This window comes from Variovorax sp. YR634, from assembly GCF_900106655.1.
Lineage (GTDB): Bacteria > Pseudomonadota > Gammaproteobacteria > Burkholderiales > Burkholderiaceae_C > Variovorax.
Window position 1 is genome coordinate 829,367 of the sequence record NZ_FNOL01000001.1, and the last position, 20,488, is coordinate 849,854.

The following is a 20,488-nucleotide window of genomic DNA, read 5'->3' on the forward strand; positions in this document are numbered from 1 at the left end:
GCTGAACTCGAGCAGTTCGTCGAGCAGGTGGAAGATCTCTTTCACTCTGCCTCCTGCCGCTCTTCACCGTCCACGTGGTCGGTGCCGGTGAGGCCGCGCGAGGCGAGCATCACAACGAGGAACAGCGCCGTCATCGCAAAGCCGATCACGATGGCAGTCAGCACGAGGGCTTGAGGCATCGGGTCGGCTGTGTTGGCCAGCGTGGAGGTGAGGCCTTTGATGAGCACCGGCTCGCTGTCGACCTTGAGCCGGCCCATGCTGAAGATGAAGAGGTTGACCGCGTAAGAGATCAGCGTCAGGCCCATGATGACCTGGAAGGTGCGAGGGCGCAGCAGCATGTACACGCCCGAGCCGGTGAGCACGCCGATGGCGAGTGCGAGCACGATTTCCATCAGCTGGCTCCCCCGGCGGCGACGGCCGCCGCGGCGGCTTCGGCTTCTTTTTCGGCCTGCTCGTCGGCCCAGCGGTGGCTTCGTATCGACTGGTGGGCCAGCGCGGTGAGGATCAGCATGGTGGCGCCGAGCACCAGCGCGAACACGCCGATGTCGAAGAAGAGGGCGCTGGGCACGTGCACCTCGCCCAGCAGCGGCAGATGCAGGTGCGCGGTGTGCGTGGTCAGGAAGGGATAGCCGAAGAACACCGCGCCGCCGCCGGTGGCCAGCGCCAGCAGCAGGCCGATGGCGATCCAGCGGCGCGGGTAAATGCGCAGATGCTCTTCCACCCATTCGGTGCCCGAGACGATGAACTGCAGCACCAGCGCGACCGACATCACCAGCCCCGCGACGAAGCCGCCGCCCGGCGCGTTGTGGCCGCGCATGAAGAAGTAGACCGACACCAGCGCCGCCAGCGGCAGCACCAGCCGCACCAGTACGGCCGGCACCATCAGGTAGCCCACGGCGGTGTCCTTGGCGCGGCGCGGGTTCAGCAGGTCGCTGCTGCCGTCGTCGACTTGCAGCCGCTGCTGGACCGGCAGGGCCATCGATTCGATCGCGGGGCGGAAGCGCCGCAGCAGCGCATACACCGTGAGCGCGACCACGCCGAGCACGGTGATCTCGCCGAAGGTGTCGAAGCCGCGGAAGTCGACCAGCATCACGTTGACCACATTGGTGCCGCCGCCCTCGGTGAGCGCGTGTTCGAGGAAGAAGGGCGAGATGCTCTGCGGGAAGTTGCGCGTCATCATGGCCCACGCCAGCGCCGCCATGCCGCCGCCGGCGATGGTGGCCACCAGCAGGTCGCGCCCGCGCCGGCCCCACGGTCGCAGCCGCGCGCGTGCAGGTTGAATGACGTCCTTGCTGCGCATCGGCAGCCAGCGCAGGCCGAGCAGGATCAGCACCGTGGTCACGGCCTCGACCACCAGTTGGGTCAACGCGAGGTCGGGTGCCGAGAACCAGATGTAGGTCACGCAAGAGACCAGCCCCGCGCCCGAGGCCAGCATCAGCGCTGCCAGCCGGTGGAACTTGGCCTGCCATGCGGCGGCCAGCGCGCAGGTACCGCCGATGATCCAGGTCATGGCGAACATCGGCGAGAAGGGCAAAAGCTCGCGCGTGCCGGGTGCGGCGGGCGTGGCCCACAGGGAAGCCGCGGCGCCCGCCACGGCCGCGACTACCAGCAGCAGCAACTGCCACTGCAGCCGGCGCGTGCCGAACAGGCGGCGGCTGCGCCGGCCCGCTTCGCTGAGCAGCGCGAGCAGGTGCTCGAAGATGACCTGGCCGTCGAAGCGATGCAGCAGCGGCGTGTGCTCGAGGCCGCCGCGTGCGCGACGACGGCGCTGCAGCAGGTACAGCGCGGCGCCGCCCACCAGCGCGACGAAGCTCATCATCAACGGCAGGTTGAAGCCATGCCACACCGCCAGGCTGTACTCGGGCAGCGTGCCGCCGACGACCGGCGTGGCGGCCGCCGCCAGCATCGGGCCGACCGACCACGCTGGCACCACACCCACCACCAGGCACAGAAGCACCAGCAGTTCGACCGGCACGCGCATCCAGTGCGGCGGCTCGTGCGGGTGCTTGGGCACCTCGTCGCCGCAGGGCGGGCCGAAGAACACGTCGAACACGAAGCGCGCCGAATACGCCACGCTGAAGATGCCCGCGATGGTGGCGATGACCGGCAGGCTGAAGTCGACCCACGGCGTCGACTGGATGAACACCGTCTCGGCGAAGAACATTTCCTTCGAGAGAAAGCCGTTGAGCAGCGGCACGCCGGCCATCGAGGCGCTGGCGATGATGGCCAGCGTGCCCGTGATGGGCATGAGCCGCATCAGCCCGCTGAGCTTGCGGATGTCGCGCGTGCCGGTCTCGTGGTCGATGATGCCGGCCGCCATAAACAGCGACGCCTTGAAGGTCGCGTGGTTCATCACATGGAACACCGCCGCCACGGCCGCGAGCGGGCTGTTGAGGCCCAGCAGCAGCGTGATGAGCCCGAGGTGCGAGATGGTCGAGTAGGCCAGCAACGCCTTCAGGTCACGCTGGAACATGGCGATGAAGCCGCCGAGCAGCAGCGTGACGGCGCCCGCGCCGCCCACCATCCAGAACCACTGCTCGGTGCCCGAGAGCACGGGCCACAGCCGCGCCATCAGGAACACGCCGAGCTTCACCATCGTGGCCGAGTGCAGGTAGGCCGACACCGGCGTGGGCGCGGCCATGGCGCGCGGCAGCCAGAAGTGGAACGGGAATTGCGCGCTCTTGGTGAAGGCGCCGAGCAGCACCAGCACCAGTGCGACCGGGTACAGCGCGTGCGCTCGGATGAGGTCGCCCGAGGCCAGCACCACGTCGAGCTCGTAGCTGCCGACGATGCGGCCGAGCACCAGCACGCCGGCCAGCAGGCACAGCCCGCCAGCGCCGGTGACGGTGAGCGCCATGCGCGCGCCGCGCCGAGCGTCGCGCCGGTGGTGCCAGTAGCCGATGAGAAGGAAGGAGAAGAGGCTGGTGAGCTCCCAGAACAGCACCATCTGAATGAGGTTGCCCGAGAGCACCACGCCCATCATCGCGCCCATGAACGCGAGGAAGAACGAGAAGAAGCGCGGCACCGGATCGGAGGCCGACATGTAGTAGCGCGCATAGAGCACCACCAGCGCGCCGATGCCCAGCACCAGCATGCAGAACAGCCATGCGAAGCCATCCAGGCGGAACACGAGGTTCAGGCCGAGGGCCGGCAGCCATTCGATTTCTTGCCGCAGCACATTGCCGTGCGCGATCTGCGGGAAGAACCATGCGACCTGGATGGCGCAGCCCAGCGCGACCAGCCCCGCCAGCGTCGACTCCCTGTTGCGTGCGTTGGAAGGCATCAACGCGGCCAGCACGCTGGCAATGAAGGGGAGGGCGATGAGAAAGACCAGGGGCATTGCGGGCAATTCTATCGACCGACCCTATGGAAGGCCCTATCTATAACCGCAAGACATAAGGCAGTTTTTCGCTCGATTCAGGAGGAGAAAGCCTGCACCGTGCGCAACCCGAGCCAGGTCATGCACAGCGAGCCGCCAAGGTGCAACGCGATCGTGCCCATCGCGAGGCCGAGCCTGCCGCCCATGAGCATGCCGACCACTTCCGCGGAGAAGCTGGAGAAGGTGGTGAGCGTGCCCAGGAAGCCGGTGATGACCATGAGCCGCCACGCGGGGTCGATGTGGGGTAGCCCGTTGAACACACCGATGGCCACGCCGATCAGGTAGCCGCCGATGAGGTTCACCGCCAGCGTGCCCCAGGGCAGGATGCCGCCGGGGTTGAGCCACAGGGCAAAGCCCCAGCGCATGAGGGCGCCGACACACGCGGCGAGGCAGATGACGAGGACGTTCAGCAGCATGCCGGCGATTATCCGCAAGCTGCCGGACGGCCCTTCTCTTTCTACTTCTCCTTGCCCATCACCACATCGGGCAGGATCGTCACGATGCTCGGGAACAGCGTGATCAGCACGATGCACAGCACCAGGCAGAAGAAGAACGGAATGGCAGCCTTGGCGATCACGTTGCTGTCTTTCCCGGTCATGTTCTGCAGCACGAAGAGGTTGAAGCCCACCGGCGGCGTGACCTCGGCGATCTCGACCAGCAGCACGATGAAGATGCCGAACCAGATCAGGTCGAAGCCGGCCTTCTGGATCATCGGCAGCACCACCGCGCTGGTCAGCACGATCATCGAGATGCCGTCGAGCGCCGTGCCCAGCACCAGGTACACGACGACCAGCGCGCCGATCAGCGCATAGGGCGACAGGTGCATGCTGTCGACCCACTCGGCCAGCTCGCGCGGAATGCCGGTGAAGGCCATGGTCTTGGTGAGGAAGGCGGCACCGGCCAGGATGAACATGATCATGCAGCTGGTGCGGGTGGCGCCCATGATGCCGTCCTTGAAGTTCTTCCAGGTGAGGCTACGGCCCCAGGCCGCGATGGCCAGCGAGCCCAGCACGCCGAAGGCCGCGCACTCGGTGGCCGTGGCCCAGCCCGCCACCAGCACCCAGACGATGAAGACGATCAGCAGCGCGCAGGGAATCAGATTGCCCGAGAGCCGGATCTTCTCCATGAAGGTGGTCGGCGGATCGGCCGGCGGCACCTGGTCGGGATTGCGCAGGCTCCACCAGCCGATGTAGCCCGAGAACAGCAGCATCAGCAGAAAGCCCGGAAGAAAGCCTGCCAGGAAGATGCGGATGATCGACGCGTCGGCGGCCACGGCGTACACCACCATCGTGATCGATGGCGGAATCAGGATGCCCAGCGTGCCCGCGGTGGCGAGCGAGCCGATGGCCAGCTTCTCGTTGTAGCCGCGGCGCTTGAGCTCGGGCAGCGCCACCTTGGCGATGGTCGCGCAGGTGGCCGCCGATGAGCCCGAGACCGATCCGAACACGCCGCAGCCGAGGATGGTGGTGTGCATCAGCCGGCCGGGCACGCGGTTGAGCCAGGGGCGCAGGCCCTCGAACATCTCCTCGCTCAGCTTGGTTCTGAAGAGGATCTCGCCCATCCAGATGAACAGCGGCAGCGCCGCGAGCTCCCAGCTGGCGTTGCTTTCCCAGAAGGCCGAGAACAGGTTCTTGCCCGGCAGCGTGTTGGTGAAGAAGGCCTGGCCGACCCAGCCGACGATGGCCAGCGTCATCGCGATCCAGACGCCGCCCGCAAGCAGGAGCAGCATGATGGCGAGCAGCAGCGCGCCCATGAGCAGGGTTTCAAGCATAGGCGTCAGACGTCGGAGGAGAAATCGCCGGCAGCATGCCGCTCTTCGATGGCGCGCTGGTAGCTGGGCTTCTCGCCGCGCACCACGCCCACCAGCTCGTCGACCATGGCAATCAGCAGCAGCCAGCAGCCGATGACGAAGGTCGATTGCGGAATCCAGATCGGAATGACGACGAGGCCAGTCGCCATCTCGGCGAATTCGTAGCTCTCGTAGGTGAAGCTGGTGGCCCAGTAGGTCAGGTAGGCCACCGACACCGACGCGATCAGCAGGCATGTCACGTCGAGGATGCGCCGCACTTTCGGCGGCGCGGCTTCGAGCAGCAGTGTCACGCGCACGAAGTCGCCGTGACGGAATGCATGCGCCATCGCGAAGAACGCGGCGGCGGCGCACAGCCAGGCCACCACGTCGTTGAGCCCGCTCACGTACCAGTTCATCTGCCGGCCCACGCCGGCCAGGATCATCAGCACGAAGATCAGGAACACGCAGAACGCGCCGAGCGCGCCTGCACCGTCGTACAGGCGGTCGAGGAAGCGGCGCACGGCTTACTTCTTTTTATAAGCGTCGACGATGGCGGCGCCATCGGCCCCGGCTGCCTTGAGCCAGTCGGTCTGCATGATGCCGCCGACCTGGCGCATGTCGGCGTCGAGCTTGGGCGAGGGCTTGTGAACCTTCATGCCGCGCTCGGCGAGCAGGCGCTTGTATTCGTCGTTCTTCTCCTGCGCGACCTTCCAGCCGCGCACCTCGGCGTCGGCCGCGGCCTTGGTGACGGCGGCCTTGGTGGTGGCGTCGAGCGCGTCGAAGGCCTTGGCGTTCACGAGGATCGCGTTCTTCGGGATCCACGCCTGCGTGTCGTAGAAGTTCTTGATGTGCTCGTAGGTCTTGGTGTCGTAGCCGGTGGAGCCCGAGCTCATGTAGCTCTCGATCACGCCCGTAGCCATGGCCGCGCTGAGCTCGGCCTGCTGGATCTGCACGGGCTGCGCGCCGATGAGTTCGGCGATCTTGGCGGTGGCCGGGCTGTAGGCACGCCACTTGATGCCGCGCAGGTCGGCCACCGAGCCGATTTCCTTCTTTGTGTAGATGCCCTGCGGCGCCCACGGCACCATGAACAGCACCTTGATGCCCTGGGCCGCGAGCAACTTGTCCATGGCGGGCTTCGATGCGTCGTAGAGCTTCCTTGCCTCGGGGTAGGTGGTGGCGAGGAAGGGCACGCCGTCGAGCGCGTAGATCGGGTTCTCGTTCGCGTAGTTGGCCAGCAGGATCTCGCCGGCTTGCGCCTGGCCGCTCTGCACGGCGCGCTTGATCTCGGGTGCCTTGAACAGCGAGGCGTTGGCATGCACCGTGATCTTCACCTTGCCGCCCGTGGCGGCGTCGACGTCCTTCGCGAACTGCGTGATGTTTTCCGTGTGGTAGTTGGTGGCGGGGTAGGCCGTGGGGAGGTCCCACTTGGTCTGCGCGAAGGCTGCGGCGCCGAGGGTGAGGCCCGCGAGGGCAATGCCGAACTTGTGATTCATGTACGCGCTCCGGAATGGATTGAAAGCAAAACGAAAGGAAGCTTACGTGCAAATTCCGGACCACTTCCTGAGGCATTTCCCTGCCATGGCGCGCATGAAAAAGCCGCCCGAAGGCGGCTTTGCATATTTCTACCGGAGCGGAATCAGGGCTTGGCGGCCTTGGGAGCTTTCGCTTCCTTCGATGCGGATGGCGCCGCGCCACCGAAGCTCTTGCCATTGACCGTCAGGCCCTCGGCCGACAGCTTGGCCGCCTTCTTCTCCTTCACGCCCTTGACGCGCTGCATGAGGTCGGGCCAGTCCTTGAACTCGCCTTCCTTGCGTGCTTCGAGAATGCGCTTGGACATCGACGGGCCAACGCCCTTGACGCCATCGAGGTCGGCCTCGGTGCCTTTGTTGACGTCGACGGCGGCGAACGAAACGGCCGCGAACAGCATGGCCGTGATGGCCAGGATCTTCTTGAACATGATGAAAAACTCCCTCTTTTTTGTTGATGAGTGACAGCCGACAGAAGCGTCGGCCCAGGCTCAACGAGGAGGGAAAGAACGGCGTTGACGCGTAAAAGCCGTGCCGGCTTCTACGTGACCATTGTTCAGAAATGTGATCAGAGTTCTTCGACGCGGCGCGGCGGATAGCTGTCCCAGGCCTGGCAGCCAGGGCAGTGCCAGAAGTACTGGTGCGCCTCGAAACCGCAGGCTGCGCAGCGGTAGCGCATGAGCGGCCGGGTGGCCTGGTCGAGCGCGCGCTGCACCTGCGGATGAAACTGCTGGTGCTCGAAGTGTTCGCCCGCGAGCCAGCGCGAGGCCGCGACCAGCGAAGGCTGCTGTGCAAGATGCGCGATGTAGCCGTCGCGCGGCGTGGGGTTGGGTTCTTCTGCGGTGGCGGTCGGTGTGCCGCCGAGCGCCATCAGCGCCTCGAGCACGTCGATCGACGGCGACTCCACATAGCGGCGTTGCAGCAGTGCGAGCGCTTCGCCTTCGCGGTGCGCGGCCACGGCAGCCTGCTGCAGCGCGGCTGCGTAGAGCGGCAGCGCCAGCGGTGCGGTCTCGCTAAGGGCCACGAGCGTGTCGAAGGCCGCGGCCGCCTCGCCGTTGCGCAACTGCAGGTTGGCTGTGTCGATGGCGGGGCGCGGTGCCTGCGGCGCGAGTTCGACGGCCTGCGCGAGCAGCTTTGCGGCGCCGGGCAGGTCGCCCGCCGCAACGCGTTCGGTCGCCTGCTCGCAGAGGTGATGCGCGCGGCGCGTGCTGTAGCTGGCCTGGTCTGATTCGTCGAGCTTCTGCGCCACGTCGGCGGCCTGTGCCCATTCGCGCGAGCGCTCGTAGATGGCCAGCAGCGACAGCCGCGCCTCGTTCTCGTAGCGCGTGCCTTCGAGCTTCTGCAGCGCGGCTTCGGCACGATCGAGCAGGCCGGCGCGCAGGAAGTCTTGCGCCAGTGCGTGCTGTGCGCGTTCGCGGTCGCTGCGGCTCAGGTCGCCGCGGCCCAGCAGGTGCTCGTGCACGCGCACTGCGCGCTGGTACTCGCCGCGACGGCGGAAGAGATTGCCGAGTGCGAAATGGAGCTCTTGCGTGTCGGGGTCGTTCTGTACGGCTTCGATGAAGGCGTCGATGGCCTGGTCCTGCTGCTCGTTGAGCAGGAAGTTGAGGCCGCGAAAGTAGGCCTTTGGGGCCTGGCGGTTCTCGAGCTTGAGTTGCCGGATGTCGAAGCGCGATGCAAGCCAGCCGAGCACGAAGGCGACGGGCAGGCTGATCAGCAGCCAGCTGGGATCAAAGTCCATGTTGACGTACGGCGGGGAGGTCGGTGGCGGAGATGGTCGGAGCCGCTGCGGGCGCGGTCGTGGCGGTCGACGGTGCGGAAGCCTGGGTTTCGGCAGCGGCAGGCACTTGTGCCGCGGCGGTGCGGTGCTTCCACCAGCCCGGCAGCATGCCCAGCGCACCCACCACGAGCCCGCCGGCAAAGGCCGCGAGCACGACGAGCACCAGCGGCGCGCGCCAGTAGGTGCCGAAGAAGAAATAGACGGTCGCGTCGTGCTGGTTGTTCAGCGCGAAAGCGAAGAGCGTAAAAAAAATGGCTGCCTTGAGCAGCCACAGGAGGTATTTCATAGCCGTTCCCGTTGCCGGGAGCATTCTACGTTTGCATCCACGTGCGTCAGGCCTTGCGGCCCTTGGCTTCCTTGCCGCCGGCGTCGAGCTCCGCGGTGCGTGCATCGACGGCTTCGCGCAGCGCCTTGCCGGGCTTGAAGTGCGGCACCCGCTTCTCGGGAATCTGCACGCTCTCGCCCGAACGCGGGTTGCGGCCGATGCGCGGCGGACGACGGTTGACCGAGAAGCTGCCGAAGCCACGGATCTCGATGCGGTGTCCGCGCACCAGCGCGTCGCTCATGGCATCGAGGATGGTCTTGACGGCGTATTCGGCATCGCGGTGCGTGAGCTGTGCAAAGCGCGCTGCGAGTTCTTCGACGAGGTCTGAGCGGGTCATAGGCCGAACATAAACGAAAAACGTGGACGAAAAAAAAGACAGAGCGGCCCCAGGGCCTGCTCTGTCTTCCGACTCAGCTTACTTGCTGTCGTTGTTGTCGAGCTTGGCGCGCAGCAGGGCGCCCAGGCTGGTCGTGCCCGCGTTTTCGCGTGCCGACTGCTGGCTCAGGCTGGCCATGGCGCCTTGTTCGTCGACCATGTCCTTCTGCTTGATCGACAGCTGGATGTTGCGGGTCTTGCGATCCACATTCACGACGATGGCGGTGACTTCGTCGCCTTCCTTCAGCACGTTGCGGGCATCTTCGACGCGGTCGCGCGAGATTTCCGAAGCACGGAGGTAGCCGATGATGTCTTCGCCGAGGTCGATTTCAGCGCCGCGGGCGTCCACGGTCTTGACCTTGCCGGTCACGATCTGGCCCTTGTCGTTCACGGTGGTGAACGTGGTGAACGGGTCGCTGTCGAGCTGCTTGATACCGAGGCTGATGCGCTCGCGGTCGACGTCCACAGCCAGCACGATCGCTTCGACTTCCTGGCCCTTCTTGTAGTTGCGAACGGCGGTTTCGCCGGCTTCGTTCCACGAGAGGTCCGAGAGGTGAACCAGGCCGTCGATGCCGGCAGCCAGACCCACGAACACGCCGAAGTCGGTAATCGACTTGATCGGGCCCTTGACGCGGTCGCCGCGCTTGGTGTTTTGCGCGAACTCTTGCCACGGGTTGGCCTTGCATTGCTTCATGCCCAGGCTGATGCGGCGCTTGTCTTCGTCGATTTCCAGGACCATGACTTCGACTTCGTCGCCCAGCGAGACGATCTTGTTCGGAGCGATGTTCTTGTTGGTCCAGTCCATTTCGGAGACGTGCACCAGGCCTTCGATGCCGGGTTCGAGTTCGACGAACGCGCCGTAGTCGGCAATGTTCGTGACCTTGCCGAACAGGCGGGTCGATTGCGGGTAGCGGCGCGAAACGCCCATCCACGGGTCGTCACCCATTTGCTTGAGACCCAGCGAGACACGGTTCTTTTCGGTGTCGAACTTGAGGATCTTGGCGGTGATTTCCTGGCCGGCCTGAACGACTTCGCTCGGGTGGCGAACACGGCGCCATGCCATGTCGGTGATGTGCAGCAGGCCGTCGATGCCGCCGAGGTCCACGAACGCACCGTATTCGGTGATGTTCTTGACCACGCCGCGCACGACTGCGCCTTCCTTCAGCGTTTCCATCAGCTTGGCGCGTTCTTCGCCCATGCTGGCTTCGACCACGGCACGGCGCGACAGCACGACGTTGTTGCGCTTGCGGTCGAGCTTGATGACCTTGAATTCGAGGGTCTTGTTCTCGTACGGGGTCAGGTCCTTGATCGGACGCGTGTCGATCAGCGAGCCCGGCAGGAACGCGCGGATGCCGTTGACCAGGACCGTGAGGCCGCCCTTGACCTTGCCGCTGGTGGTGCCGGTGACGAAGTCGCCCGATTCCAGTGCCTTCTCGAGGGCGAGCCACGAAGCCAGACGCTTGGCGGTGTCGCGCGAGAGGATGGTGTCGCCGTAGCCGTTTTCAACGCTGCCGATGGCAACGGAAACGAAATCGCCGGCCTGAACTTCGAGTTCGCCCTTGTCGTTCTTGAACTCTTCGATCGGCACATACGCTTCGGACTTCAGACCGGCGTTGACGACGACGTGGTTGTGTTCGACACGCACGACTTCGGCCGTGATGACCTCGCCGGTGCGCATTTCGGAACGCTTCAGGGACTCTTCGAATAGGTCGGCAAAAGATTCAGACATTTATGGTTCCTTCCGTCAGGCAGGGTTGGCAGGCGCTCTTGCGAAATTGCGTGCGGCTGCTGTGGGTCTGTAGACGGCGGTTTTGTGGGCTTTTTGGATATAAACCCGGGTTGGTTGAACAACCAGCAGGCCGGTGCGCTGTCGCGCGGAAGGAGCCTGCTGGAGCGGTATGCGCCCTATGAATATTTCGGGATATTCCGTCGGGCGCCAGCTTTTCAAGCGGGCTTGAAAGGCTGTACTTGTTGCCACCAGTCCAAGACCTGATCGATCGATTGCTCGATGGACAGCTGGGAGTTGTCGAGGTGGCGGGCGTCCTGCGCCGGCTTCAGAGGGGCGACACTGCGGGATGAGTCCCGGGCGTCACGTGCTTCCAAGTCGGAGCGAAGACTGTCGAGTGTAGTCGAAATACCCTTTGAAATCAACTGCTTATGCCGCCGCTCGGCGCGCTGGGCGGCGCTGGCCGTGAGGAAGACCTTGAGCGTCGCGTCAGGGAAGATCACGGTGCCCATGTCGCGCCCGTCGGCCACCAGGCCGGGCAGCTGGCGAAAGCGCTGCTGCAGGGCCAGCAGCGCCTCGCGCACGGCTGGCAGCGTGGAGACGCGGGATGCGTCCATGCCAGCGGCTTCGGTGCGGATGTCGTCACTGACGTCTTCGCCGGCCAGCAGCACCTTTCCTTCGGTGAACTGCAGGGGCAGGGCGGCCGCGAGTGCAGCGATCTGCGTTTCGTGCTGGGCGTCAGCGCTCAGGCCTGCGCGGCGCATGGCCAGGCCGGTCACGCGGTAGAGGGAGCCCGAATCGAGGTAGTGGTAGCCGAGCAGGCGCGCCACTTCGGCCGCGAGCGTGCCCTTGCCGGAAGCGGTCGGGCCGTCGATGCAGATCACCGGCACCTCGGCGGCCTCTGCCACCGAGAACAGGGTCTCGAAGTAATCGGGAAAGGTCTTGGCGACGCAGTGCGGATCGAGAATGCGCACCGGCACCCCCGCCGGGTTGAATGCCGCGAGCGAGAAGCACATGGCCACGCGGTGGTCGTCGTAGGTGTGGATGCTCGCCGGGCGCCAGCCGGCCTGCGCCAGCGGGTGCACGCGGATGAAGTCCGGGCCGGCCTCGACGGCGGCGCCGAGCTTCTTCAGCTCGTTGGCCATGGCGTCGATGCGGTCGGTTTCCTTCACGCGCCAGCTCGCGATGTTGCGCAGCGTGCTCGGGCCGTCGGCGTACAGCGCCATCACGGCCAGCGTCATCGCGGCGTCGGGGATGTGGTTGGCGTCGAGGTCGATGGCCTTGAGCGGCCAGGCGCCACGGCGCACTTCGAGCCAGTTCGGACCGCTGTCGACCTGCGCGCCCATCTGGCGGGCGGCGTCGATGAAGCGGATGTCGCCCTGGATCGAATCGGCGCCCACGCCTTCGATTCGGATGCCGTCCTTGCCGGAAACACCCGTCGCTATAGCGCCCAATGCTATGAAATAGCTAGCAGACGAGGCGTCGGCCTCGACGTGAATGTCGCCGGGCGAGCTGTAGCTGCTGCCCGCCGGAATGGTGAAGCGCTCCCAGCCGTCGCGCCGCACCTGGATGCCGAAGCGCGCGAGCAGGTTCAGCGTGATCTCGATGTACGGCTTGGAGATCAGCTCGCCGACCACTTCGATCACGATGTCGCCGGCCGCCGCGAGCGGCAACGCCAGCAGCAGGGCGGTGAGGAACTGGCTCGACACGTCGCCGCGCACGCGGATCGGCGCGTCGAGCGCCAAATCACCGTGGGGCACCGGATGGATGCGCAGCGGTGGATAGCCGGGATTGCCGAGGTAGTCGATGCGGCAGCCGAGTTGGGTCAGCGCGTCGACGAGATCGCCGATGGGGCGCTCGTGCATGCGCGGAACGCCGCTCAGCTCGAACTCACCGCCCAGCAGTGACAGCGCCGCGGTGAGCGGGCGCATCGCGGTGCCGGCGTTGCCGAGGAACAGCGGCAGCAGCGTTTCGCTGGGCTTCAGCTGGCCGCCGAGGCCGGTGATGCGCAGCGTGTTTCCGTCCGGGTCGATGCCGCAGCCGAGCGCGCGCAGGGCGTCGAGCATCACGCGCGTGTCGTCTGAATCGAGCAGGTCGTGGATGGTGGTGGTGCCGCTCGCGAGCGCGGCGAGCAGCAGCACGCGGTTGGAGATGCTCTTGGAGCCCGGCAGCCGGACCGTACCGGCCGCGCCCGCGAGGGGCGGGAGATCGAGGAAGGTCGTCGAGAACATTTCAGTTGTCCTGCTGCTGCGACGAGGTGTCGGTGGCCGGTTTCCAGGCCGCGCGGGCCTTGCTGGCGGCGGCGATGGATTGTTCCAGCGCCTGCAGATCGCCAGCGGCCATCAGCGCTTCGAGGTCGTCCAGCGCTTTGCGGAAGGCCTGCGACTGTTGCAGCACCTGTTCGCGGTTGGCCAGCAGCACGTCGCGCCACATGACCGGGTCGCTCGCGGCGATGCGCGAGAAATCGCGAAAGCCCGGTCCCCCGAGGCTCAGGAAGCGGTCGCCCTGCGGCTGGCTGGCGATGGCGTTGGTGTACGCGAAGGCCAGCAGGTGCGGCAGGTGGCTCACGGCGGCAAAAGCGGCGTCGTGCTCTTCGTGCGTCATGGTGACGACGTGCGCGCCGATGCCGCTCCACACCTGCGAGGCCCGCTGCACGTTCGAGCGCAGCGTGGTCTTCACGGGCGTCAGCACGACCTGCCGGCCGGTGAACAGCGAAGCCTCTGCGTGCTCGATACCCGAGAGCTCCTTGCCGGCGATCGGGTGTGCCGGCACGAAGTTCGCGAACTGGCGCTGCAGGCCGTTGCGCGCGGCTTCGATCACGTCGCCCTTGGTCGAGCCGACGTCCATCACCAGCGTCTCGTTCGAGATGCCGTGGCGGATGGCCTTGAATGTGGCTTCCGATGCGGCCACCGGCACCGCCAGCAGCACGATGTCGGAGCCTGACACCGCCAGCAGCGCCGAAGGCGCTACCACGTCGATCACGCCAAGCTGGCGAGCCCGCTCGGTGGTGGAGGGCGACTTGCTGTAGCCGACCACGCGTTTCACCAGCTTCGCGCGCTTGAGTGCGAGCGCGAAAGAGCCGCCCATCAGGCCGCAGCCGATCAGTCCCAGTTGTTCGAACATGTTGTGGGGCTGCCTGCCGCTCAGGCCTTGACGGGGTAGGCGCCCAGCACCTTGTAGAACGCGCAGAGACCGCGCAGCTCGGCCAGCGCCGCGGCCACGTTGGGCTGCGAGGGATGGCCGTCGAGGTCGATGTAGAAGTAGTACTCCCACTGGCCGGTGCGAGCGGGGCGCGACTCGAAGCGGGTCATCGATACGTTGTTGGCCTTCAGCGGCACCAGCAGGTCGTGCACCGCGCCGGGCCGGTTCGGCACCGAGACGATCAGGCTCGTGCAGTCGCGGCCCGAAGCCGGCGGCATGGCCAGCGTCTGCGGCAGGCAGATCACCGAGAAGCGGGTGCGGTTGTACGAGTCGTCCTGGATGGCGTGCGCCACGATGTGCAGGCCGAAGCGGGTGGCGGCGCGTTCGCCGGCCAATGCGGCCCAGGCCGGGTTGGTGGCCGCGAGGCGTGCGCCTTCGGCATTGCTCGACACGGCACGGCGCTCGGCGTTCGGCAGGTGCTTGGACAGCCAGGTCTGGCACTGTGCCAGCGCTTGCGGATGGGCCAGCACGGCCTCCACGCCTTCGAGCGAATTGCTGCTGCGCAGGAGGTGGTGGCGCACCAGCAGGCTGACTTCGCCGACGACATGGGTGGGCGAGTGCAGGAACAGGTCGAGCGAGCGTGTGACCACGCCTTCGGTCGAGTTTTCGACGCCGACCACGCCGTACTGGGCGCTGCCAGCGGCGGTGGCGTGGAACACCTCGTCGAAGCTGGCGCAATAGATCAGGTCGGCGGCGCCGCCGAAGTATTCGATGGCGGCTTGCTCGCAGAAGGTGCCTTCGGGGCCAAGCACGGCCACGCGTTGCGGCGATTCGAGCGCCAGGCAGGCCGACATGATCTCGCGCCAGATGGCCGCCACGTGGAGGTCCTTGAGCGGACCGCCATTGCTCTTCTGCATCTTGTCGATGACCTGCGCCACGCGGTCGGGGCGGAAGAACGGGGTGCCTTCGCGCTTCTTGACCTCGCCGACCAGCTCGGCCACATGGGCCCGCTCGTTGAGCAGGCTGAGCAGTCGCTGGTCGAGCGAGTCGATCTGCACGCGCAGATCGGCCAGGCTTTCGGAGTTGTCGGAGGGAGAAGAGGGCGGTGTGGGTGCGGAGGCGGTCATCGTTGCGAGCAGCTGGGCATGCGCCTAGGCATGCGATCGCTCGAATTCTCGCATGTAGGCCACAAGTGCCTGCACCCCTGCCAACGGCATGGCGTTGTAAATGCTCGCGCGCATGCCGCCGACCGACTTGTGGCCCTTGAGCTGCAGCAGCCCGGCTTCGCGCGCGCCGGCCAGGAAGGCCTCGTTGCGGCCTTCGTCGGCCAGGAAGAACGGCACGTTCATGCGCGAGCGGCAGCCCGGGTCGATGCGGTTGGCGTAGAAGTCGGAGCCGTCGATGAAGTCGTACAGCAGCTTTGCCTTCGCGATGTTGCGCTGCTCCATGGCGGCCACGCCGGTGTGCGAGCCTTCGGTCTGCTGCAACAGCCATTGGAACGTGAGCCCCGCCATGTAGATGCCCCAGGTCGGCGGGGTGTTGTACATGGAGTGGTTGTCGGCCACGGTCTTGTAGTTGAACGCGCTCGGGCAGATCTCGAGCGCGTGGCCCAGCAGGTCGTCGCGCACGACCACGATGGTCAGGCCGGCAGGGCCGAGGTTCTTTTGTGCGCCGCCGAAGGCCAGGCCCACGCGGCTCCAGTCGACGCTGCGCGAGGCAACGTGCGAGGAGAAATCGATGACCAGCGGGGCGTTGCTGCCGAGCGCGGCCAGATCGGGCAACTGCTGGAACTCGATGCCGTTGATGGTCTCGTTCGAGCACACGTGCACGTACGAGGCATCCTTGGAGAGCTGCCAGGTCGCAGGGTCGGGCAGCTTCGTGTGCTGGTCGTCGGCATTGCTCGCGACAACGCGCGCTGTGCAGTAGCGCTGCGCTTCCTTGTGCGACTTGCTGCTCCAGCTGCCGGTGATGACGAAGTCGGCGGTTTTGCCGCGCGACAGGTTCAACGGCACGATGGCGTTCTCGCCCAGTCCGCCGCCCTGCATGAACAGGACCTGGAAGTGCGAGGGAATGGCCAGCAGCGTGCGGATGTCGGCTTCGGCCTGGGTGCAGATTGCACCGAATTCCTTGCCGCGATGGCTCATTTCCATCACGCTCATGCCGCTGCCCTGCCAGTCGAGCATTTCGGCGGCGGCGCGTTGCAGCACCGCCTCCGGCATGGCAGCCGGACCGGCCGAGAAGTTGTAGGGGCGCTTGCCGGCCGGCGTCTGCTGCTGGGTCACGTTGCTTTTACTTCTTGGCTGGGGCCTTGGCAGGTGCCTTGGCGGGAGCGGAGCCTTGGGCAGCGCCATCGGTCGGTGCGCCGAGTGCCTTGGCGACTGCGGTGTCGAGCGCGCGCATCTTGGGTTCGACCGTGGTGCGCGTGTCGGCCACGAGCTTTTCCGTCAGTGCGGTCTGCATCTTCGGGTTCAGGTCCTGGTACTTCTTGCTCAGGGGCGAGTTGATCCAGGCCAGCAGCTGCTTGAGTTCGTCTTCGTTGAAGTTCTGCTCCATCAGCGGGGTGAGGGCGCCCGGGGCCAGTTGAACGGCCTTGTCGCGAACGATGGGGTAGGTTTCGTCGAAGTATTTCTTCAGCTCGGCGTCGGCAGCCTTGGCGGCAGCTTCGCGCTTGGCTTCAGGCACTTGCGTCTGCAGGTATTGTGAACCCGCTTGCGCGATCGGAGCGCTCGATTGCTCGACAAGACCGCGTGCCAGCGATTCGATACCGGGGCGCTGGATGTCGATGAACTGCTTGATGAGCGTGGCCTTGTCCTGGGCCATGGCGGCCATCGAACTGCTTGCCAGGGCGACCGTCAGAAGTGCGAGTTTGATTTTTTTCACTGAGGATTCTCCGTTGAAGATGAGGAAGTATCGTCCGCGTCAGGCTCGCTTTCGCCGTTCGCGTCGTTTTCGACGATACGTTGTAGCCCGCTGAGTTTGGCGCCTTCGTCGAGTCCGATCAGCGTAACGCCTTGCGTCGCGCGACCAAGTTCACGAATTTCGGCAACCCGGGTGCGCACCAGCACGCCCTTGTCGGTGATGAGCATGATCTCATCATCCGCATGCACGAGAGTGGCAGCAACGACCTTGCCGTTGCGCTCACTCTGTTGAATGGCAATCATGCCTTTGGTTCCCCGGCCGTGGCGGGTGTATTCCGTAATGCTTGTTCGCTTTCCGTAACCATTTTCCGTGGCCGTGAGCACGCTTTGCTGCTCATCTTCGGCAACCAGCATGGCAATCACGCCCTGTCCGGGGTCGAGCGACATGCCGCGCACGCCGCGGGCATTGCGGCCAAGCGGGCGGACGTCTTCCTCGTCGAAGCGCACGGCCTTGCCGCCGTCGCTGAAGAGCATGACGTCGTGCTTGCCGTCGGTCAGTGCCGCGCCGATCAGGTAGTCGCCCTCATCGAGGTTCACGGCAATGATGCCGCCCTTGCGCGGGTTGTTGAACTCGTCGAGCGCCGTCTTCTTGACCGTGCCCATCGAGGTCGCCATGAACACGTACTGGTCGGCCGGGAAGTTGCGCTTTTCACCCGTCAGCGCGAGCGCGACGTTGATCTTTTCGCCTTCCTGCAGCGGGAACATGTTGACGATGGGGCGCCCGCGCGAGCCACGCGAACCCGCCGGCACTTCCCACACCTTGAGCCAGTACAGCCGGCCGCGGTTGGAGAAGCACAGGATGTAGTCGTGCGTGTTGGCGATGAAGAGCTGGTCGATCCAGTCGTCGTCCTTGGTGGCGGTAGCCTGCTTGCCGCGGCCGCCGCGTTTCTGCGCGCGGTATTCGCCCAGCGGCTGGCTCTTGATGTAGCCGCTGTGCGAGAGCGTCACCACCATGTCGGTCGGCGTGATCAGGTCTTCGGTCGATAGGTCGTAGGCGCTGTGCTCCACCAGGCTGCGGCGCGCGCCGACCTTCGACTGGCCGAACTCCTGCTTGATGGTGCCGAGCTCGTCGCCAATGATGGTGGAGACGCGCTCGGGCTTGGCCAGGATGTCGAGCAGGTCGTCGATCTCGGCCATCACGTCCTTGTACTCGGCCACGATCTTGTCCTGCTCGAGGCCGGTCAGGCGCTGCAGGCGCATCTGCAGGATTTCCTGGGCTTGCGTTTCCGACAGGCGATAGAGGCCGTCGCCGCCCATGCCGAAATTGCGCTCGAGGCCTTCGGGGCGGTAGTCGTCGGCGTTGATCACGCCGCCGTCGGCGCGCGTGCGCGTGAGCATTTCGCGCACCAGCTTGCTGTCCCAGCTGCGGGTCATCAGCTCGGCCTTGGCGACAGGCGGCGTCGGCGATTCGCGGATGATGCGGATGAACTCGTCGATGTTGGCCAGCGCCACTGCGAGGCCTTCGAGCACGTGGCCGCGCTCGCGGGCCTTGCGCAGCGTGAAGACGGTGCGGCGCGTGACCACTTCGCGGCGGTGCTGCAGGAAGACCTGGATCAGGTCCTTCAGGTTGCACAGCTTGGGCTGGCCATCGACCAGCGCCACCATGTTGATGCCGAAGGTGTCCTGCAGCTGCGTCTGCTTGTAGAGGTTGTTGAGCACCACCTCGGGCACTTCGCCGCGCTTGAGCTCGATCACCAGGCGCATGCCCGACTTGTCGGACTCGTCCTGGATATGGCTGATGCCTTCGATCTTCTTCTCGTGCACCAGCTCGGCCATGCGCTCCTGCAGCGTCTTCTTGTTGACCTGGTAGGGAAGCTCGTCGACGATGATCGCCTGGCGTTGGCCGCGGTCGATGTCCTCGAAGTGGCACTTGGCGCGCATCACGACCTTGCCGCGGCCGGTGCGGTAGCCGTCCTTCACGCCGTTGATGCCGTAGATGATGCCGGCGGTGGGGAAGTCGGGCGCGGGCACGATTTCCATCAGCTCGTCGATGCTGGCTTCGGGGTTGCGCAGCAGGTGCAGGCAGGCGTCGACAACCTCATTCAGGTTGTGCGGCGGAATATTGGTGGCCATGCCGACCGCAATACCGCCGGAGCCATTGACCAGCAAATTCGGGAGCTGGCTTGGCAGCACTTTCGGCTCTTTTTCGGAGCCGTCGTAATTGTCCTGAAAGTCGACAGTTTCCTTGTCGATATCGGCCAGCATTTCGTGTGCAATTTTGGCCAGCCGGATTTCCGTATACCGCATTGCGGCCGCGTTGTCTCCATCGACCGACCCGAAGTTGCCCTGGCCGTCGACCAGCATATGGCGCATCGAGAAGTCCTGGGCCAGGCGCACGATGGTGTCGTAGACCGACTGGTCTCCGTGCGGGTGGTACTTACCGATCACGTCGCCGACGATACGGGCCGACTTCTTGTATGGCCGGTTCCAGTCGTTGTTGAGCTCGTGCATCGCGTACAGCACGCGGCGGTGCACAGGCTTGAGGCCGTCGCGGGCATCGGGAAGCGCTCGGCCCACGATCACGCTCATGGCGTAGTCGAGATAGCTGCTGCGCATTTCCTCTTCGAGACTGATGGGCAGGGTTTCTTTTGCGAAGGAGGTCATGAGCGAGGGGCTGGCGGCAGGAAGGCGAAATTTTACGCTGTGAGGGGTGTCGCACCGCCGCAACACAAGGCGCCTATTCCGCCTCCGTCCTACGCTTCGGGGCCGTCCAGCGGCCTGTTTGCCAAAGACCCTATGGCACAATCGCCTCAACGTTTTGGGTGGTGGTCACTTAAAGCGTCCTTGATTCGCAGCGCGGCTGCGGCTTTTTCCCCAAGAGGAGAACCATGAAGAAACTGAATAAAGTGGCGATGATGTTTGCAGTCGCTGCGCTCGCCACTGCCGCCGGCGCGCAGACCCGTGTCACCGCTGCGGACGGCGGTCCTACGATCGACAACTGGCAAAACGGCACCGGCGAACTGGTCTGGAAGAACGGCACGAATGAACTGTGCTGGCGCGATGCCAACTGGACGCCGGCTACGGCTGCCGCTGGTTGCGACGGTGCTCTGGTTCCTGCTGCTCCGGCTGCTGCTGCTCCGGCTGCTGCTGCCCCGGCTGCCCCGGCTGCCCCGCAAGTCGCTGCCAACAAGGTGACCTTCGCTGCCGACGCATTCTTCGACTTCGACAAGTCGGTTCTGAAGCCTGAAGGTCGCGCCAAGCTGACCGATCTGGTCGAGAAGATCCGTGGCGTCAACCTCGAAGTCATCATCGCTGTGGGCCACACCGACTCGATCGGTACGGACGCCTACAACCAGCGTCTGTCGGTGCGTCGCGCCGAAGCCGTCAAGGCCTTCCTGGTCTCGAAGGGCATCGAACGCAACCGCGTCTACACCGAAGGCAAGGGCGAGAAGCAGCCTGTGGCTGACAACCGCACCAAGGAAGGCCGCGCCAAGAACCGTCGCGTGGAAATCGAAGTGGTCGGCACCCGCGCCAACTAATCAATCGATTCCATCGATCATGAAAACCCCGCCTCGGCGGGGTTTTTTTATGG

The 20,488-nt window shown here is 65.4% G+C and carries 18 protein-coding genes; 1 reads left to right on the forward strand and 17 read right to left on the reverse strand.

From position 1 onward, the window contains the following. Nucleotides 1–41: 41 nt before the first annotated feature. The 17 genes from BLV60_RS03875 to gyrA all read right to left on the reverse strand — a co-directional run bounded on the left by BLV60_RS03875 (nt 42) and on the right by gyrA (nt 19,560). Nucleotides 42–392 carry a Na+/H+ antiporter subunit C gene (locus BLV60_RS03875; protein WP_093050075.1) on the reverse strand — a complete coding sequence of 117 codons (351 nt, stop codon included), beginning with the start codon at nt 390–392 and terminating at the stop codon, nt 42–44. After that, nucleotides 392–3,340, reverse strand: coding sequence for a monovalent cation/H+ antiporter subunit A (locus tag BLV60_RS03880; protein ID WP_093050078.1), 2,949 nt, complete (start codon nt 3,338–3,340; stop codon nt 392–394). The genes BLV60_RS03875 and BLV60_RS03880 overlap by 1 nt, the downstream gene beginning before the upstream one ends. A gap of 77 nt (nt 3,341–3,417) precedes the next feature. Next, nucleotides 3,418–3,795: a fluoride efflux transporter CrcB gene (gene crcB / locus BLV60_RS03885; protein ID WP_093050081.1), complete on the reverse strand. Its 378-nt coding sequence runs from the start codon at nt 3,793–3,795 to the stop codon at nt 3,418–3,420. Nucleotides 3,796–3,836: 41 nt separating this feature from the next. Next, a complete protein-coding gene (locus BLV60_RS03890; protein ID WP_093050084.1) occupies nt 3,837–5,150 on the reverse strand; it encodes a TRAP transporter large permease in 1,314 nt (437 codons plus the stop codon). 5 nt (nt 5,151–5,155) lie between these two features. Beyond that, nucleotides 5,156–5,689 carry a TRAP transporter small permease gene (locus BLV60_RS03895; protein ID WP_093050087.1) on the reverse strand — a complete coding sequence of 178 codons (534 nt, stop codon included), beginning with the start codon at nt 5,687–5,689 and terminating at the stop codon, nt 5,156–5,158. Nucleotides 5,690–5,692: 3 nt separating this feature from the next. Further along, nucleotides 5,693–6,661 carry a TRAP transporter substrate-binding protein gene (locus BLV60_RS03900; RefSeq protein WP_093050090.1) on the reverse strand — a complete coding sequence of 323 codons (969 nt, stop codon included), beginning with the start codon at nt 6,659–6,661 and terminating at the stop codon, nt 5,693–5,695. 143 nt (nt 6,662–6,804) lie between these two features. After that, on the reverse strand, nt 6,805–7,125 hold the full coding sequence (locus BLV60_RS03905) for a ComEA family DNA-binding protein (RefSeq protein WP_093050093.1): 321 nt from the start codon (nt 7,123–7,125) through the stop codon (nt 6,805–6,807). Nucleotides 7,126–7,262: 137 nt separating this feature from the next. After that, nucleotides 7,263–8,432 carry a lipopolysaccharide assembly protein LapB gene (gene lapB / locus BLV60_RS03910; protein ID WP_093050096.1) on the reverse strand — a complete coding sequence of 390 codons (1,170 nt, stop codon included), beginning with the start codon at nt 8,430–8,432 and terminating at the stop codon, nt 7,263–7,265. After that, complete coding sequence (locus tag BLV60_RS03915; RefSeq protein WP_093050099.1) at nt 8,422–8,757, reverse strand: LapA family protein; 336 nt, start codon at nt 8,755–8,757, stop codon at nt 8,422–8,424. Before BLV60_RS03915 ends, lapB begins: the two co-directional genes overlap by 11 nt. A 46-nt stretch (nt 8,758–8,803) precedes the next feature. Beyond that, a complete protein-coding gene (locus tag BLV60_RS03920; protein WP_093050102.1) occupies nt 8,804–9,133 on the reverse strand; it encodes an integration host factor subunit beta in 330 nt (109 codons plus the stop codon). A gap of 78 nt (nt 9,134–9,211) precedes the next feature. Continuing rightward, nucleotides 9,212–10,900: a 30S ribosomal protein S1 gene (gene rpsA / locus BLV60_RS03925; protein ID WP_007829366.1), complete on the reverse strand. Its 1,689-nt coding sequence runs from the start codon at nt 10,898–10,900 to the stop codon at nt 9,212–9,214. 215 nt (nt 10,901–11,115) lie between these two features. Continuing rightward, complete coding sequence (locus BLV60_RS03930) at nt 11,116–13,128, reverse strand: bifunctional 3-phosphoshikimate 1-carboxyvinyltransferase/cytidylate kinase (protein ID WP_093050105.1); 2,013 nt, start codon at nt 13,126–13,128, stop codon at nt 11,116–11,118. Nucleotide 13,129: 1 nt separating this feature from the next. Next, nucleotides 13,130–14,020, reverse strand: a complete 891-nt coding sequence (locus tag BLV60_RS03935; RefSeq protein ID WP_093050107.1) for a prephenate dehydrogenase — start codon at nt 14,018–14,020, stop codon at nt 13,130–13,132. Nucleotides 14,021–14,040: 20 nt separating this feature from the next. Next, complete coding sequence (gene pheA / locus BLV60_RS03940; protein ID WP_093050110.1) at nt 14,041–15,165, reverse strand: prephenate dehydratase; 1,125 nt, start codon at nt 15,163–15,165, stop codon at nt 14,041–14,043. A 24-nt stretch (nt 15,166–15,189) separates the two neighbouring features. Further along, nucleotides 15,190–16,257 (reverse strand): 3-phosphoserine/phosphohydroxythreonine transaminase, encoded by a 1,068-nt coding sequence (gene serC, locus BLV60_RS03945; RefSeq protein WP_256328841.1) that lies wholly within the window; start codon nt 16,255–16,257, stop codon nt 15,190–15,192. A gap of 70 nt (nt 16,258–16,327) precedes the next feature. Beyond that, nucleotides 16,328–16,918, reverse strand: coding sequence for a DUF2059 domain-containing protein (locus BLV60_RS03950; protein ID WP_093050116.1), 591 nt, complete (start codon nt 16,916–16,918; stop codon nt 16,328–16,330). Continuing rightward, nucleotides 16,915–19,560, reverse strand: a complete 2,646-nt coding sequence (gyrA, locus tag BLV60_RS03955; RefSeq protein ID WP_093050119.1) for a DNA gyrase subunit A — start codon at nt 19,558–19,560, stop codon at nt 16,915–16,917. The genes BLV60_RS03950 and gyrA overlap by 4 nt, the downstream gene beginning before the upstream one ends. Before the next feature lie 224 nt (nt 19,561–19,784). Here gyrA and ompA point away from each other — a divergent pair, with 224 nt between their 5' ends. Next, nucleotides 19,785–20,435: an outer membrane protein OmpA gene (gene ompA / locus BLV60_RS03960; RefSeq protein ID WP_093050122.1), complete on the forward strand. Its 651-nt coding sequence runs from the start codon at nt 19,785–19,787 to the stop codon at nt 20,433–20,435. The last annotated feature ends 53 nt before the right edge of the window (nt 20,436–20,488 follow it).